The organism is Dapis hubbardiae BLCC-M172, from assembly GCF_050016015.1.
In the GTDB taxonomy this organism is placed as follows: Bacteria; Cyanobacteriota; Cyanobacteriia; order Cyanobacteriales; family Microcoleaceae; genus Trichodesmium.
The window spans coordinates 1-15007 of sequence record NZ_JBNHEQ010000106.1; the positions used below are offsets into that span (position 1 = coordinate 1).

Consider the following 15007-nt stretch of genomic DNA (forward strand, 5'->3'; position numbering starts at 1 on the left):
ATTTTCTCCCAAATCAAACTAAGCAAAAATTCCTATTGCGATATACGCAATAAAACTATTTACCCAATCTTTAAGTAAATTATCCTTCTTGATAAAGTGTCCGTTACTTATTGATATTCCTATAATAATCCCTGAAAATAGAAATATGCAAGATATATACTTAAAAAGTGTCCGTATAAAATGAGTCGAAAAGGTAAGTCCATCACTTTGTCCATTTCCGAGAGAGACAAAACAGAATTGTTAACCCTGGCCCAAGAATGGGGTTATCTGTGGGGAGAACGTGCAAATATTTCTGGATTAATAGAAGCGATCGCTCGTCGTCAACTCAAAATTGCTGCCAACAATGACTGGTCAGAATTACGCATTAAAACCCTAGTCAAGATAGTGGGAATTTTGACTGATCAGGGAAAAACTGAGGAAGCTCAAATGGTTGCTAAATTATTATTAGAGCGTAGCGAACTGTCAATACCCCAGCGTCAAAAAATAGAAAAATTTTTAGATAACTCACCCCCTCCCTGGCGTTTAGAAATTGATAGTTATATCCGTCGTCAACAACCTTTTCAGTTGTCATATCAAGATGCAGCAAGTCGTTTGTGGAATTTCACCGTTCGTTATGCAGAAATTAACCAACGCGAAAAACGGGAATATTTAGAATGTTGGTGCGAGGAAACTGAAGGCAACTTAGATATACCGGAACTAATGCACAACTGGAGTCTGCGTTTAGATCGTCTTCCCGAAACTGCCATTGTATCGATAGACGGAAAATGGTTGCCCAGTTTAGATTATATTGAGGTAGAAATGCACCTATTTAGAGGATTAGCTTTTGCTTATCAATCTAAGTCTAATGATGTTATCCCTCCAGAATGGTTAGAAGGTGACAAACGAGTGCGACGAGTAGTGAGGCGAGTATCTAATACGTTTTGGTTTTTCCGAGAAGTGCTTCAGTATGGAGGCGACTGTGTAGTAGTATCTCCCGAAAAATTGCGATCGCGTATCAAAGAAAAATTATTAGAAACACTGGAGCATTATAGCTAAAGTCAGAAGTTAAAAGTCAGAAGTTAAATTCTTGCTTTGACTAAGCTTTTGTAGCTTTTGTAGTGGATTGTTTCATGGCTTTGTTGCAATAGTAGGGGCGGGTTTCTCCGTTAAATTAATGAATTTTCACATTTGATTAGATAAACCCGCCCCCAATGATTTAACGCACCCTACTAGACCAACTGATACATATTCAATGGTGCGTTACGACGGATTCTTAAATACCTTTCACAGTCTAAATATTATCCGTCTAACGCACCCTACTGGACCGACACAGCTAATTTAGTGCATTAGGGAGTAGGGGAGTGGGGGAGTAAGGGAGTAGGGGAGTAGGGGAGTAGGGGAGTGGGGGAGTAAGGGAGTAGGGGAGTAGGGGAGCAAAATTTTTGTTGGGTTTTGGTTCCATGCTACGCAACGCTAGGGCGTTACATGTCGCGTTAGCGAAACAACCCAACCTACATCTATTGCACCATTTAAGGTGTGTCAGTCTACTACTGGACTGCAATAATGAACTATAAAATCTTACTTTTGACTTGGACATAGCACTATACCAAAGTTAATATTCTCAACGGTTGCCCCTTCGTCTAGAGTAATAGTATGAAACTCAGGATAACTAACACTACCTGGCAAAGCTTCCACACTAACTAAATCAAAACCTGGTATACCACCTAACTGATCCACACCAACCACCTTAAGTGCTTTAACTGCCTCACTAAATCTAATCGAAGCTAAATCTAAATTCAGACGACCCCTAGCATTTACCCTTCCTAGAAATGTAAAGTTAATTCCATCAGCACTCACAAAAATATCAGCATTTTCATTAGCAGCAAAACGTCTATCTACAGTATGAATCAAGATATCATCACCAGGACCATCAATAATCATTTCATCATTAAATCCTACTGTCACTGAAGCGCCTCTTGGTAAAGTCAGAAAGTCTACTTCAGGATTTTTCACAATTACCGGACTTGGTGGAGGCGCTCCTAAAACAACATCTGGACTAACAACTTCAATATTGTATCGTTTTTTTGCTAACACTTCTGGCAAACCGCCATTAATGCCATAAGGTCCTGGAATTGGTCCAGCTCCACTATCAGAGAAATCTAAAATTACATCAGCATATCCATTACCTGGTTTAGTTTCCTTAGCAGGATAAGTCTGCTTAAACCCAGTGGGGTTAACTTCTCGCACAATATAAGTATCTGCTTCGAGACCAGTAAATATGTATTCGCCATCAGAGTTGGTTGTCTGGGTGGGTTCATCATCGTCAAGCGTGCCATTTTGATTCAAATCTAGATAAATTTTAACATTGGCAACAGGAATTTCTAAGCCATTATCGCGATCGCCATCACCATTAATGTCATTCCAGATCATCCCTTGAATTACACCGCTAGTGGGTTCGATTTCTACAATACCAGCTAGAGGCAGAAACCCACTCTCACAAACAGAAGCAGGATTTTCAACAGAGTCATCTTGATCGGGAAATTCAGATGTATTATTGCAATTAGACCAAACACCATTGTTATTCAAGTCGTTCCAACTACCTTTTTCATTCCAGTTCATCGTTGCGTAATTCTGGTTAGCGTAAGAGTAACCGTTATTGGGTTCACCGGGTAGCCAATTTTCATAGGAACTTGTTGTATCACTAACCCACTCAAAATTACCTTCAATGTTCTCATCAGTGAAACCGATCCAATAGTGGTTTGTGTTACCGAATGTTTGCAATACCCAATCTTGTTCAGCTTGATTATTAATCGTTATGAGATTACCTCCTACTGCTATTGCTTCTGCCTCTGCTTCCGTCCATTTAGCAGGATTTGTTAAGCAATAATTGTGTCTATTAGCAGGGTTTGTAACTAATTCACCTGCGCTACATGGAAATGTTACAGCTTGTGCTGACATAGGATTGATTAGTAAACATATTAGCCCTAAAAACACAGTTATGATTAAAGCTGTAAATTTGTTGATAAACATACCTGATTTTTTCTGGTTATAAGTCCTGTTCAAGTTAAAATTATACTAAGTTTCGTTGACTTACAGCACTTTTGAGGATGGTGAGGTACAGTTATTTGTAACACAGGCTTCCAGCCTGTAACAAGCATCCTGCTTATTTGTAACACAGGCTTCCAGCCTGTAACAAGCATCCTGCTTGTGTTACCAGAATTACTAATAGACTTCCAGTCTTTAACAAATAAAAAAATTTTGTACCTCACTAACTCCGAAATTGCTGTAATTTCTGCTAAATTTTTTTTAGGTAAATATCATATCTGTATAGCTTTAAATTCCCTCCTCTTCCCTCCTGACTCCTCCAATGAAGTTTATTCTGTAACAGTTGGTAATGGTGTTTCCGTTGCTTCTGGAGTCGCTGTTTGTTTCTTTGGAGATTTATTGAGTTTTTCAAGTGGGGTTGATATGGGAAATTGTTTTAATATCTGTTTCTTAGAAGGTTTATTGAGTGGTATGGGTACAGGTGAGTCTATTGCTTCTGGAGTTGCAGTAGGTACAGTTGAGTCTGTTGCTTCTGGAGCAGTAGTAGGTATAGGTGAGTCTGTTGCTTCTGGAGTTGCAGTAGGTGCAGGTGAGTCTATTACTTCTGGAATAGTAGTAGGTACAGGTGAGTCTGTTGCTTCTGGTTCAGCAGTAGGAGTAAATTTAGGTATGGGATTAATTAAATTAATATCTAATTTATAGTCAGTACCAGGTAAACCAGGTAAAGGAGTGAGAATTATTTTGTAGTCACCATCTGTGGGCAACTTTCCTTTCCAAATAGATACTTGCTCTGAAACTTCATCTATTGCTCCCCCATCTGCTCCCAATATACTCATTAATACCCCTTCCCCTGTCACTAATAAATTCAAATTTTGCCCCTGACTACCAGAAATTATATAGTTAATAGTTTCATTCCCTTTCAAATTACCCTCAATAGATATAGGTTCCCCAGGCAATATATTGAGACGTTCCTCAGAGGTAACTAATTTTGGTGGAGTTTCAGAAATAGCAGAGGGTGTGGGTAATGGTGTCACTGTTATTTCTGGTGTTGGGGATGGTGCAGGAACAATTGGTGGTGGTGTTACCGTAGGTGATGGTGATGATGTTGATGTAGCTGTTGGAGATGGGGATGATGGAGTAGGGGGGATAGTTGGTAAAGTTGGTACTGGTATGGGATTAATTTCAGTTGCTTCCTCAAGTTGAGGTTGTTGTTGTCTGCGCTTGAGGATAAAATTCACTCCACCCCAAGAAGCTACCCCACATAATACAACTAATATTGCCACTAATGCAGTTGCACCCCACTTATGATTATCAAAAAAGCTATCATTATCATTATTAGTATTGTGATTTTGAGTTCCACCTACTGTCACTTCTTGGGAAGGAGAAAAGTTATTTTGTTCTTGGTTAATAGTAGGTAAATGCTGAAATTTTACACCAGGTAATGTTGACAAAGCTTGTCCTACTTCAGTGACAGACTGGAAGCGATCGCCTGGTTGACGACTTAACATTTTCTCGATAATTTCAGCTAACCCTGAACTAACTGTTACCCACCGTTGCCAATTCCAGGTTAATGTAGTTTGATCGATTAATTCTTGGGGTTCTTTTCCAGTCAATAGTACAACTGTCGTAACTGCCAAAGCATATAGATCGCTATTTGCTGTTGCTCTTCCCAATTGAATTTGTTCCCAGGGAGCGTAGCCAAATTTGCCTACATTTGTCAAAGGTACAGTTAAGTCGGGAGATTGAACTTTTGTGGCTATTTCTTTAACTACACCAAAGTCTATCAATACTGGCATTTGGTCGCTTTCACGCCTAATGATATTGTCTGGAGATATGTCTCGGTGAATGATGCCAAAATTGTGAATATGAGCTAATACGGGTAACATTTGTCTTAAAAAGGTTAGCACTTCTACTTCTGACAACAAACTATTTGTCACTTGACGCTCTTGTAATATAGTGCGATAGGTTTTGCCTTCGACGTAATCTTGTAATAAGAAGAGGCGTTGATTTTCCTCAAAGGTAGCTCTAAACTTGGGAATTTGGGGATGTTGAATTTGGTAAAGAATTGTTGCTTCGCGAGAAAATAGTTCTTGAGATTTTGCTACTGCATTAGCATTTGTCTGTTGGGGAATAAATTCTTTGAGGGCGCAACGTTCATTAAAACGACCTGTATCTTCTGCTAGATAGGTACGACAAAATCCGCCTTGACCTAAAATACTAATCACGCGATAGCGGTTTTGTAGAATTGTGCCAATGGCAATAGGTAGTTGCATAATAATAATATGTTTGATTTAATATATTAGTTACTAAAAGATTTTTTTGTACTAGGTTTGTTATCTAATTATTGGCTATTACTGTTATTATAGAGGGGATATTTCTTCTCCCATATTCATTCTATTTCGTAATTAATTATATTGTTATTAACTTATTCTATTTCAGCCATCAAGTAACATTTTTTAGTTTCATCTTAGCTCACAATATTAATAGATTTTCATGCCATTATTAATTAATATTTTTGATTGCTGCTGACTATTGATGCTCAATAAAGTCTAAGTTTTGGCAAAGGAGTAGTTACTCAAAAGTATACTTCCAAAACCTATTTTTAAGAAACCTTTTGTTAAATTAAAGTTAAATCCTTGTTTAGTTTGGGTTAAGCCCAAATATATCTTTTTGCTCATCTCTAGTAGCGTGTCTAGACTAAAATTGTTGGTAAAACCTAACCTCTCTTTCTGAGGGGAGAAACTCCCCCCTCTGCTTTCAAATATAGTCACAGCAGAGCAAGAATTTAACCTCTGAATTCTGAATATAGCAGCGACCAGGCGGTTAAGACATTCTCAAGCCTCTCAAATATAGGCACAGCAAGAATTTAGCTGATAAATTCTAAATTCAGAATTCTGAATTCTACTATAGCTTCCTGTTTAACTATTAATTTAACTTACTCTTAACCATTTCTTGAACTTTTTTACCATCGGCCTTACCTTTCAACTGCTGCATTGCCGGGCCCATAACTTTACCCATATCTTTAGCAGAACTAGCCCCCACTTGGACAATAATCTCATCTATTACCTGAGCAATCTCATCATCAGATAACTGTTTTGGCAAATATTCCTCAAGAATGGCCAATTCTGCTGCTTCTTGATCTGCTAATTCCTGACGACCTACTTGAGTATATTGTTCTATAGAATCCCGACGTTGTTTGGCCAGTCTTGCTAATATATCCATTTCTTGAGCTTCTGTCAGAGACTCTTTGCCAGCCGCCCTAGCATTGACTTCCTCCTCTAGAATAACTTTTTTGATGCTACGAACTGTCTCTAGACGTACCTTGTCTTTGGCCTTCATCGCAGCTTTAATCTCCTCTGTGATTTTGTCCTTTAAACTCATAATCCCAATCCTGATAACAGTTAACTCTAAAATCATGTCACAAATTATCAGGAAACAAGGGGAGGAAAACGGCCATTCAAGTTGAAACCTTCTGAATCCCTATCTTTGTATAGCGCTACGCAAATAGGGCGCGGACATTTATAAATGCTCAAACGAGCTGCAGGGATTACTTCTGACTTCTAACTTCTGACTTCTGACTTCATAAAGGTTTTCCGTCAAATACTTATTTGTACTTTTGACTTGCAGAATAACTATATTACCAGGAAAATAGGATCTTCTAAAGAGATTTTAAATTTTTCAAAGAGTTCTTGAATTTTATTACTAAATGTTTCATAATAATCAGATTAATTCGGGCAAAAATCCTTGATATATTGGTAATAAAATAATCTTTCTGTCGATAAAAATACGGAAGAATATTTTGGGTTTGAGATGATAAGATCACGATGAACTAGCTATCAGCTTTTAGCATTCAGCTACCAGCTTTTATTAGCTTGGGGTTGAAATCCTTTTATAAACTTAAAAAAAATAATCTTGCTGAGAGCTGACTGCTGAGAGCTGACTGCTTTTTTAATAAAGGTGCTACGAGGGCTTGCCGTGATCCGTGCTACTTTACCAATTCAGGCTCCTGTGCCTGCTATTGCTAACGATCATAATCGACTAAGACTTTTTTCAGGATCTGCTAACGTTCCTCTATCTACGGAAGTAGCTAGATACCTAGGTTTAGACTTAGGTCCAATGGTGCGTAAGCGCTTTGCTGATGGAGAATTATATGTTCAAATTCAGGAATCAATTCGGGGTTGTGATGTCTATTTAATTCAGCCTAGTTGTCGTCCAGTTAATGACAACCTAATGGAATTATTAATAATGGTAGATGCTTGTCGTCGTGCTTCTGCCAGACAAATTACTGCAGTAATTCCTTACTATGGTTATGCCAGGGCAGACCGTAAAACTGCTGGACGAGAATCAATTACTGCGAAATTAGTGGCCAATTTAATTACTGAGGCGGGAGCTAGCCGTATTCTAGCAATGGATTTGCATTCTGCTCAGATTCAGGGTTATTTTGATATTCCGTTCGATCATGTTTATGGTTTACCAGTAATTTTAGATTACTTAAGAAGTAAAAATTTATCTGATATTGTTGTTGTTTCTCCCGATGTGGGTGGGGTGGCAAGAGCCAGAGCATTTGCCAAAAAGCTAGATGATGCCCCTTTGGCAATTATAGATAAACGTCGCCAAGCTCACAATGTGGCAGAAGTCTTGAATATAATTGGGGATGTTAAGGGCAAAACTGCTGTTCTGGTAGATGACATGATTGATACAGGTGGGACTATTTGTGAAGGTGGGCGACTTTTGCGTGAACATGGGGCACGACAAGTTTATGCCTGTGCTACTCATGCAGTATTTTCTCCCCCAGCTATTGAACGTCTTTCCAAGGGAATATTTGAAGAGGTGATTGTTACTAATACTATCCCATTCAATGAGGAACATATCTTTCCTCAACTGACAGTCCTTTCGGTAGCGAATTTATTGGGTGAGACTATTTGGCGGATTCACGAAGATACTTCGGTTAGTAGTATGTTTCGCTAGAATTAACTATTCTGGCACACTAGATATTTCTTCCCTCATAAAATTACAGAGAGGGAAGAATAATAAGTATAAAATCTTTAGGAAGATTTAATAGAGATAAAATTTTTGTGACGTTAATTGATTGACAGTAGGGTTTGCTTCGGCAACTCTACTGTTATTTTCACATTTACCGAATAATTAATAATATCATGTCCGGTAGCATCTATAGAAAAGGTAAGGAAGAAGGCTTTAGTTATCTAGGAGAGAAGGAAGAAGAAAGAAGAAAAGGAAAAACCTTAAATATGATAAACATTTCCCCAACTTTTACACGCTCCGATACCAGCGGACATGATATAATTTATAAATTATTAAATTATTAATCTTCACTTTCTTTAACTATACTAATCTTAAATTATTTGTGATAAAAACTGTAGGGATTTGGTTTCCAAATCCAATCTTTGGCTGGGTTTGGAGACCAAACCCCTACGATAAAATCTTACTGAAAAATCAAGGTATAAAGCCTTCTATTTCAAGAGAAAAAAGTGCTAGGATATTTCCTGATATTCAATTCCGTTAAGGTTTTCATTGAGGTAATTATCAATTATTAACTATCAATTATCCATTATCCATTAATGAATCCCTATTCCCTTCTTCGATTGAGGTAATTATATGACAACTATCGAATCTCAAGACTTGACTTTAGAAAAGTTATTTGATGAATTTTATGTTATTCCTGATTATCAGCGGGAGTATGTTTGGGAAGCAAAAGAGGTAAATGAATTTATTCAAGACATTTATGAAGAATTTTCTGAACAAATTCAAAACACTTATTCTGAGTATTTTATTGGCAGTATAATTGTTTGTAGTCGTGGAGAAAAATTTTATGAAGTAATTGATGGGCAGCAACGGATGACTACTGCTTATTTAGTTCTCTGTGCAATTCGGGATTATTTATTAACTATTAATCCTAATGAACGTATTGAAGCATTAAAAAATAAGATTGCTGCTTTATATACGGATAACTGGGGTAATGACCAGTTTAGACATAGGGTAGAACTACAATATGAGGAAAGTCGAGGAATACTCGAAAATATTGCTTTACAAGTAGATTTAGAACTTGTTGCTCCTACTCGCTCTGTTAAAAATATTCAGAATGCTTATGCTCAAATTAGAGATTTTCTTTCTGATAAATTTGAGCTAGATGAACTTGCTGTTTCTAAGCTGAAAAAGTTTTACGCATATTTTCTCAAAAATGTTAAGTTAATTCGAGTCAAAACAGCTAGTGTTTCCCATGCTTTAAAAATATATTCAACTCTAAATCATCGAGGTTTACCTCTGGATGATATGGATTTACTTAAAAATCTAATTTTTGCTAAAGCTAAACAAACAAACTATGATAAAATTAAAGTAAAATGGAAAAAAATGATAGATTTGCTCTATCATTCCCAAGAAAAACCAATGCGTTTTTTGCGTTATTTTATCTTGGCAAAATATGCAGAAGATGGAAATTATATTGCCGAAAAAGAAGTCTATAATTGGTTCCTGAAAAATGAATCTCTCTGCGGATATAAAACTGAACCAATTCGATTTGTAAATAATTTACTTGCTTCAGCTCAAGCTTATGTAGAATTTTTAGCAGGTAATAATCTTGATGGAACTGTCAATCGTTATTTAGTAAATATTAGAAATCTTAGTGTCAATGTTAGGCAGCATTTAATCTTACTTTTAGCTGTCAATAAATTGCCTCAAGATTGTTTTATCGATCTATGTAGAGAGGTGGAAAATTTATTATTTTTGGCAATGTTGACTAGCGAGCGCAATCAAAAAGCATTTGATGGTATGATTCTTAAATGGGCAAGTGAATTACGTCAAATTACTTCACAAGAAGATTTTAAGCAGTTTATTACTAACCACATTATTCCTAGTAAACAACAAGTAGCAGACAAATTTGAAAAGGCATTTCTTAAACTGAATAAATCATCATTTCAGCCATATCAAATTAAATATATTTTGGCAAAACTTACACAACATATAGATGAAACTGCTTGGGGTAGTGCAGCAGGAATTGATGATTTAAGAAATTATATTTTTAAATTAGAATTAGAACAAGTTTTACCAGAAAATCCAATAAAAGAAGTAATTACAGAATTTGATAAACCTACTGAAATAGGAAATTATAGTAAGCGTTTAGGAAATCTGACTTTATTAGAAAGTTCGATTAAATCTGCTCTTACTAATGCTAGTTTTGCTGAGAAAAAATTAGCTTATACAAAGTCAAGATTTTTGTTAACTAGAACTATTTCTGAAGAAATTTCTGTTGGGGAAAATACAAGTATAGATTTAGCAGTAAAAGATTTAAAGACATTTGAAAAATGGGATTCTCAGGCAATAGAAAATCGGCAAGAAATGTTGACTCAATTAGCTAAAAAAGTTTGGGATATTCCTGAATAGTCAGTTATCAGTTATCAGTTATTAGTTATTAGTTATTAGTTATTAGTTATTAGTTAGACTCCTAGGTAGACCAAAAAGTAGGGAGGTTCCATGGAACGTCCTTAGAGAGTAATCATTTTTTTAATTTGGTTGGTTGATCTGAAAACTATTGTAAGTAATTAATACGAATAAATACCTTTTTGATAATTATCAGTCAGTTAGTGTTAATTATTCATATTTTTACCAATAGATAATTGATAATTAATAATTAATCAATCCGGCTTTATTACCTTCTATTTAAAGAGAAAAAAAGCTTAGGAGATTTCCTTATATTCAATTCCCTTACGGTTTTAAGCAAAGGTAATTATCCATTATTCATTATCCATTATCAATTAATGAATTCTCCCCTACTCCCCCACTCCCTCACTCCCCTACTCCCTCACTCCCTCACTCCATAACCTGTGTAAGGACGTTTATAAGGAGGGTGTAAACCTATAATAATATCCTCTTTTGGTATTCCCATATTGGTCAAATCTTGGGCTATATCGGCTTCAGTCATATTTCGCTGAATCCAAATTTTACCATCTTTAATATCTAGATGGATAAAACAGTTATAAACTCGTTTGAGTCCATCCCAGCCAATATCTAGAAGTTGATAATGGTTATTTTCTGTGTCACAAATAATTTGACACTCAATTTCTGTATCGGAATTATTATCTTCTAGAGTTGCATGATTATTCAATAATTTGCGGATTATTTTTCTGTAATTTTCTAATTTTTCCATTCAATAATTACCTCCTCAGTAGGATTATAGATGAGCAATTTGACTTGATAAAATTTGACTGCTTCTTGAGTAAAATTTTCTTGAAAAAATGATTCAAATGTATCAACAGGAACTGCTAAATAAAGTATTCTATCTGATTCAGTCATTTGCAATGCTAAACGATAGTTTAAAAATTGACCTAGTGCATTATAAAAGTTTGTAATTGCTGAAGTATTGAGAAAACTTTTTATTTCAACTGCTATTTTCTGCTCTGCTTTTTGAGCTGCTATAATTTTTTCTGCTCCTAAATCTACCTCCAGCTTAACTCCCTCAATTTTTATTTTTAGGGGATCTGCTTTCATTAATTGATAATTGATAATGGATAATTGATAATTACCTCTGGTTAAAACCGTTACGGAATTGAAGATCAGGAAATATCCTAGCACTTTTTTTTCCCTATCCAAGGGGAGGCTTTAAACCAAAACTATTTAATTATTAATTATTAATTATTAATTATTAATTATTCGGTAATAATCCAATTCTCTTTTAGGAGTGCTTGTTTTACAGCACCATGAAATAGGTCTTTAGCAGCCATTACTTTTGATATAAATTATAGGACTATTATAGTTAAATTTTATCTTCAAATTAACAACTTATCCTTGTTTAAAGAAAAACCCTTATTTACTCTAAATTCTGAATTATAAATTCTAAATTCACTCCCTACTCTCTAAAAAACCACAAAAGAATCTAAAAAAGCTTTAGCTTCTGGAAATTCTAAATTTCCATCTTCAGCAATTACTTGTAAACTATATAATATTGGTCCGTTAGGGTCGATATATATTCTTGCCAATGTTTTTAAATCTGGTCTTTTTTGTGACTGTAAAATAATTTCTCTACCTGGAAATCCTTTGTAGTTAATTCTCTTTTCACTAACTATTATAGAATTACTATTTTTTGCCGCTCCGTCTCGCGCTCCATCTAATCCTTTTTCCACATTATATTCCCTCGGTTCGACTGGATATTTAACGTGAGAAATAAAAAAAACTCGTTTTTCTTCTGGATATTCATAGAATGCAAATAAGGCATTTAATTTTCCTAAAGGGGTATTGACAGATAAATTTTTCTCCTCCGGTTTTTGGGGAAAATAAATTGTATAACTGCCGTCTTTAGCCTTGTAGTTATACCAGTTATTGGCAAGATAAATAATATTAGTTTGAGTAAATTCTGATGAAGATTTTGATGATGGATATAGAATATCTGCTGCATCTAAGTTTGATGCTAAAGGGAGAATTGTAAATATACTAGAAATTCCAATAATTAGGGATAATCTCATTATATTAAGCTCAAATATTTTACAGCATTATTAATAAGATTATAATTGATGCAAGGAGCGATCGCTAATAATGTGTTAAAATCCAGATAAGTCTATTTAAGTAATTTAATTATGACTACTAAACTAATAAACCAAATATTACAACTGAGTATTTGAGAAAGACTAGAATTAATAGAAAATATCTGGAATAGTATTGCCGATATGCCAGATGAAATTGAACTAACAGAAACACAAAAACAAGAACTAGATTATCGCTTGGAATTATATGAGCAAAACTCAGAAATAGGTTCAAACTGGGAGGAAATTAAGCAAAGAATTAAAAATAGGAAATGAACTACAAAATTATTACCTAATATTTCTGTTAATATATTAATACTCAGATTGGTCTATTTTAAAGATTTTAAAGATAATAATTATACCTCAATATAAATATGACTCTAAATCCAACTATAGAAGAAATAAAAGCTCTTATATTTCAGCTACCTATTCAAGAACAAATAACTCTCATAGAAGAACTTGAGGAAAGACTTGAAACAATCACTATAATGCAACTAGCAGAAACAGGTTTTTCAGAGTGGAACGAACCAGAAGAAGATATTTACAATGTCGAATCCTAAACCTCAAGAAATTTGGTTAGTTCGCTTCCCTTTTAGCGATTTAACTTCTACAAAAGTTAGACCTGCACTAATTTTAGCAGTTCATAGAGAAGAAGCAATTATTTTAGGAATTTTCTCGAAAGTTACTAATCATAATTTACAAACAACATGGGTATTAATTCCAGAAGAACATCCCAATTTATTACAAACAGGTTTAAAAAAAACTTCATTAATTAGGGCAGATAAAATTGCTACAGTTAGCAATTCAGTTTTTCACAAAAAAATAGGAGACTTACCATCAGAAATTCTTGTATTGGTACAAGAAGCATTAAAAAATTCTCTGAATATTCCTTAAATAAAGCTGTTAAATATTTATTCAGTTGGGGTTTCCTCAACTCAACCTAAATTAAACCTAACCCCCTAGCCCCCTTCCCTGCAAGGGAATGGGGAGAATAGCCCCTCTCCTTGCAGGAGAGGGGTTGGGGAGAGGTCTTCATTAGCGATCGCCTAACCCAACCTACTAATTTTGTTTTGAACCAATATCACTACCAGTAATTGTTATATGTCCCGTGTTGTGAGAAAGATCGATTTGATCTCCTGTATCTATATCGCGCCCGGCATTATAAACATCACGCCCCGCTCGAATATTCTCTTCTGCTTCCTGTTTAACTTCCTCCCATCCGCCATCGGGTAAACCTTTACCCCCACGCAATAACGCTACGGGAAAATCTTCTGTTTGGGAAAAGTCGAATATGGGGGTTTGTTTTTCCCCTAATTTTTGAGCGCTTTCGGGAACGGTTTTGCTCACATAATTCATAAGATTGGAAACGGTGACAATTTTATCTCCTGGTTTATTGCCTCCTCCTTGTAATGCTTCCAGAAAATGTTGTGTGTAAATGCTCATTTGTTGTCGATAATAAGATTTTTCTTCTCCTGTGGATGAGGTGAATACTGCTCGCCCTGTTCCTTTTCTTAAGTCTTCTATTAAGTTTTTCGGGAGGGCAGTTTGATTGAAGTTATCGGGTAATTCTAGTTCCTCTGTTTCTTTGGCGGTTGCCATTCCTTGGGCGTGACAACTATCTATAATTACTAATAGTTTTTGGGCGGATATTTGCTGGAGGGCTTTGTTAAATTCTGTTGCTGGTAATGCTGTTGATACTGTTTTCTTTCTGTTTCTAGCAACGGTGTCGTGGGGGATTAAATAATAGTTTTGGGTTAAATCATCTAGCCAACCATGACCGGAATAATAGACTAATATTGTGGCTTCTGGGTCGTTTTTTGCTTGTTGTTGGAGCCAGTTTAAGTTGTCTAAAATGTTTTGTTTTGTTGCTTGTTCATTGCAGAGGAAGCGGAGATAATTTTCATTGTCAATGTAACTACATAAGTCGGGGTTTATGAGGAATGATTTGATGGCTTGAACGTCTTTGACTGTGACAGGAAGTGACCAGTTGGGGTATTTGCAGTCGCCGACTCCTATTAGTAGGGCGTAGTGATAAAGTGGATTGAACATAGGTGTGTTTTTGTAGTATTGAAGACGTTGTTGGATGGTTTGAATGGCGCCGATAGTTTCAGATATACTTTGGTTGACAAAGCGATCATTTTGTAGTTTTTTTGTTAATTCAACAATTGTGTTTTCTGAACCTATTTTACTTAGAACTGCTACTGCTTTCCAACGCACCAAAAAATTTGAGTCTTCTAGGAGTTTAATTAATGCTGGAATTGCTGTTTCAGAACCTATTGTACCCAGAACTTCTACTGCTTTCTCGCGCACATCTTTGTCAGAGTCTTCTAGGAGTTGAATTAATCTTGGAATTGCTGTTTCAGAACCTATTTCACCTAGAATTTCTGCTGCTTTCTCACGCACATCTTTGTCAGAGTCTTCTAGGAGTGGAATTAATCTTGGAATTACAGTTT

The 15007-nt window shown here is 35.6% G+C and carries 13 protein-coding genes and 1 pseudogene; 6 read left to right on the forward strand and 8 right to left on the reverse strand.

Going from position 1 to position 15007, the window contains the following annotated elements:
* Positions 1-180: 180 nt before the first annotated feature.
* Complete coding sequence (locus ACP6PK_RS10235; protein ID WP_426559518.1) at positions 181-1035, forward strand: WCX domain-containing protein; 855 nt, start codon at positions 181-183, stop codon at positions 1033-1035.
* A gap of 522 nt (positions 1036-1557) precedes the next feature.
* Here ACP6PK_RS10235 and ACP6PK_RS10240 read toward each other — a convergent pair.
* The 3 genes from ACP6PK_RS10240 to ACP6PK_RS10250 all read right to left on the reverse strand — a co-directional run bounded on the left by ACP6PK_RS10240 (position 1558) and on the right by ACP6PK_RS10250 (position 6405).
* A complete protein-coding gene (locus ACP6PK_RS10240; protein WP_426559519.1) occupies positions 1558-3009 on the reverse strand; it encodes an SdrD B-like domain-containing protein in 1452 nt (483 codons plus the stop codon).
* Positions 3010-3353: 344 nt separating this feature from the next.
* Positions 3354-5297, reverse strand: a complete 1944-nt coding sequence (locus ACP6PK_RS10245) for a protein kinase domain-containing protein (RefSeq protein WP_426559520.1) — start codon at positions 5295-5297, stop codon at positions 3354-3356.
* Positions 5298-5949: 652 nt separating this feature from the next.
* Positions 5950-6405: a GatB/YqeY domain-containing protein gene (locus tag ACP6PK_RS10250; protein WP_426559521.1), complete on the reverse strand. Its 456-nt coding sequence runs from the start codon at positions 6403-6405 to the stop codon at positions 5950-5952.
* Positions 6406-6999: 594 nt separating this feature from the next.
* Between ACP6PK_RS10250 and ACP6PK_RS10255 the strand changes: the two genes are divergently transcribed.
* Complete coding sequence (locus ACP6PK_RS10255) at positions 7000-7992, forward strand: ribose-phosphate pyrophosphokinase (protein WP_426559529.1); 993 nt, start codon at positions 7000-7002, stop codon at positions 7990-7992.
* Between the two features lie 648 nt (positions 7993-8640).
* Positions 8641-10422, forward strand: a complete 1782-nt coding sequence (locus ACP6PK_RS10260; RefSeq protein ID WP_426559522.1) for a DUF262 domain-containing protein — start codon at positions 8641-8643, stop codon at positions 10420-10422.
* A 418-nt stretch (positions 10423-10840) separates the two neighbouring features.
* Here ACP6PK_RS10260 and ACP6PK_RS10265 read toward each other — a convergent pair whose 3' ends face one another.
* The 4 genes from ACP6PK_RS10265 to ACP6PK_RS10280 form a co-directional block, all read right to left on the reverse strand.
* Positions 10841-11185, reverse strand: a complete 345-nt coding sequence (locus ACP6PK_RS10265; protein ID WP_426559523.1) for a XisI protein — start codon at positions 11183-11185, stop codon at positions 10841-10843.
* Positions 11173-11526 carry an element excision factor XisH family protein gene (locus tag ACP6PK_RS10270; RefSeq protein WP_426559524.1) on the reverse strand — a complete coding sequence of 118 codons (354 nt, stop codon included), beginning with the start codon at positions 11524-11526 and terminating at the stop codon, positions 11173-11175. The genes ACP6PK_RS10265 and ACP6PK_RS10270 overlap by 13 nt, the downstream gene beginning before the upstream one ends.
* Before the next feature lie 158 nt (positions 11527-11684).
* On the reverse strand, positions 11685-11759 hold the full coding sequence (locus ACP6PK_RS10275) for an element excision factor XisH family protein (RefSeq protein WP_426559530.1): 75 nt from the start codon (positions 11757-11759) through the stop codon (positions 11685-11687).
* Between the two features lie 132 nt (positions 11760-11891).
* Positions 11892-12497, reverse strand: a complete 606-nt coding sequence (locus tag ACP6PK_RS10280; RefSeq protein ID WP_426559525.1) for a hypothetical protein — start codon at positions 12495-12497, stop codon at positions 11892-11894.
* 168 nt (positions 12498-12665) lie between these two features.
* On the opposite strand from ACP6PK_RS10280, the pseudogene ACP6PK_RS10285 reads away from it, so the two are divergent.
* The 3 genes and pseudogenes from ACP6PK_RS10285 to ACP6PK_RS10295 form a co-directional block, all read left to right on the forward strand.
* Positions 12666-12830, forward strand: a pseudogene (locus ACP6PK_RS10285) (addiction module protein); the annotation flags it as partial.
* A 98-nt stretch (positions 12831-12928) separates the two neighbouring features.
* Positions 12929-13114 (forward strand): hypothetical protein, encoded by a 186-nt coding sequence (locus ACP6PK_RS10290; protein ID WP_426559526.1) that lies wholly within the window; start codon positions 12929-12931, stop codon positions 13112-13114.
* Positions 13101-13448: a type II toxin-antitoxin system PemK/MazF family toxin gene (locus tag ACP6PK_RS10295; protein ID WP_426559527.1), complete on the forward strand. Its 348-nt coding sequence runs from the start codon at positions 13101-13103 to the stop codon at positions 13446-13448. Before ACP6PK_RS10290 ends, ACP6PK_RS10295 begins: the two co-directional genes overlap by 14 nt.
* A 165-nt stretch (positions 13449-13613) precedes the next feature.
* Here ACP6PK_RS10295 and ACP6PK_RS10300 read toward each other — a convergent pair.
* Positions 13614-15007 (reverse strand): HEAT repeat domain-containing protein (locus tag ACP6PK_RS10300; protein WP_426559528.1); only part of this gene is annotated, 1394 nt, incomplete at its 5' end.

Coding starts and splice junctions, on each gene's coding strand:
- ACP6PK_RS10260 (WP_426559522.1), top strand. CDS start 8,641: ATGACAACTATCGAATCTCAAGACTTGACTTTAGAAAAGTTATTTGAT.
- ACP6PK_RS10290 (WP_426559526.1), top strand. CDS start 12,929: ATGACTCTAAATCCAACTATAGAAGAAATAAAAGCTCTTATATTTCAG.
- ACP6PK_RS10250 (WP_426559521.1), bottom strand. CDS start 6,405: ATGAGTTTAAAGGACAAAATCACAGAGGAGATTAAAGCTGCGATGAAG.
- ACP6PK_RS10265 (WP_426559523.1), bottom strand. CDS start 11,185: ATGGAAAAATTAGAAAATTACAGAAAAATAATCCGCAAATTATTGAAT.
- ACP6PK_RS10295 (WP_426559527.1), top strand. CDS start 13,101: ATGTCGAATCCTAAACCTCAAGAAATTTGGTTAGTTCGCTTCCCTTTT.
- ACP6PK_RS10240 (WP_426559519.1), bottom strand. CDS start 3,009: ATGTTTATCAACAAATTTACAGCTTTAATCATAACTGTGTTTTTAGGG.
- ACP6PK_RS10245 (WP_426559520.1), bottom strand. CDS start 5,297: ATGCAACTACCTATTGCCATTGGCACAATTCTACAAAACCGCTATCGC.
- ACP6PK_RS10235 (WP_426559518.1), top strand. CDS start 181: ATGAGTCGAAAAGGTAAGTCCATCACTTTGTCCATTTCCGAGAGAGAC.
- ACP6PK_RS10270 (WP_426559524.1), bottom strand. CDS start 11,526: ATGAAAGCAGATCCCCTAAAAATAAAAATTGAGGGAGTTAAGCTGGAG.
- ACP6PK_RS10280 (WP_426559525.1), bottom strand. CDS start 12,497: ATGAGATTATCCCTAATTATTGGAATTTCTAGTATATTTACAATTCTC.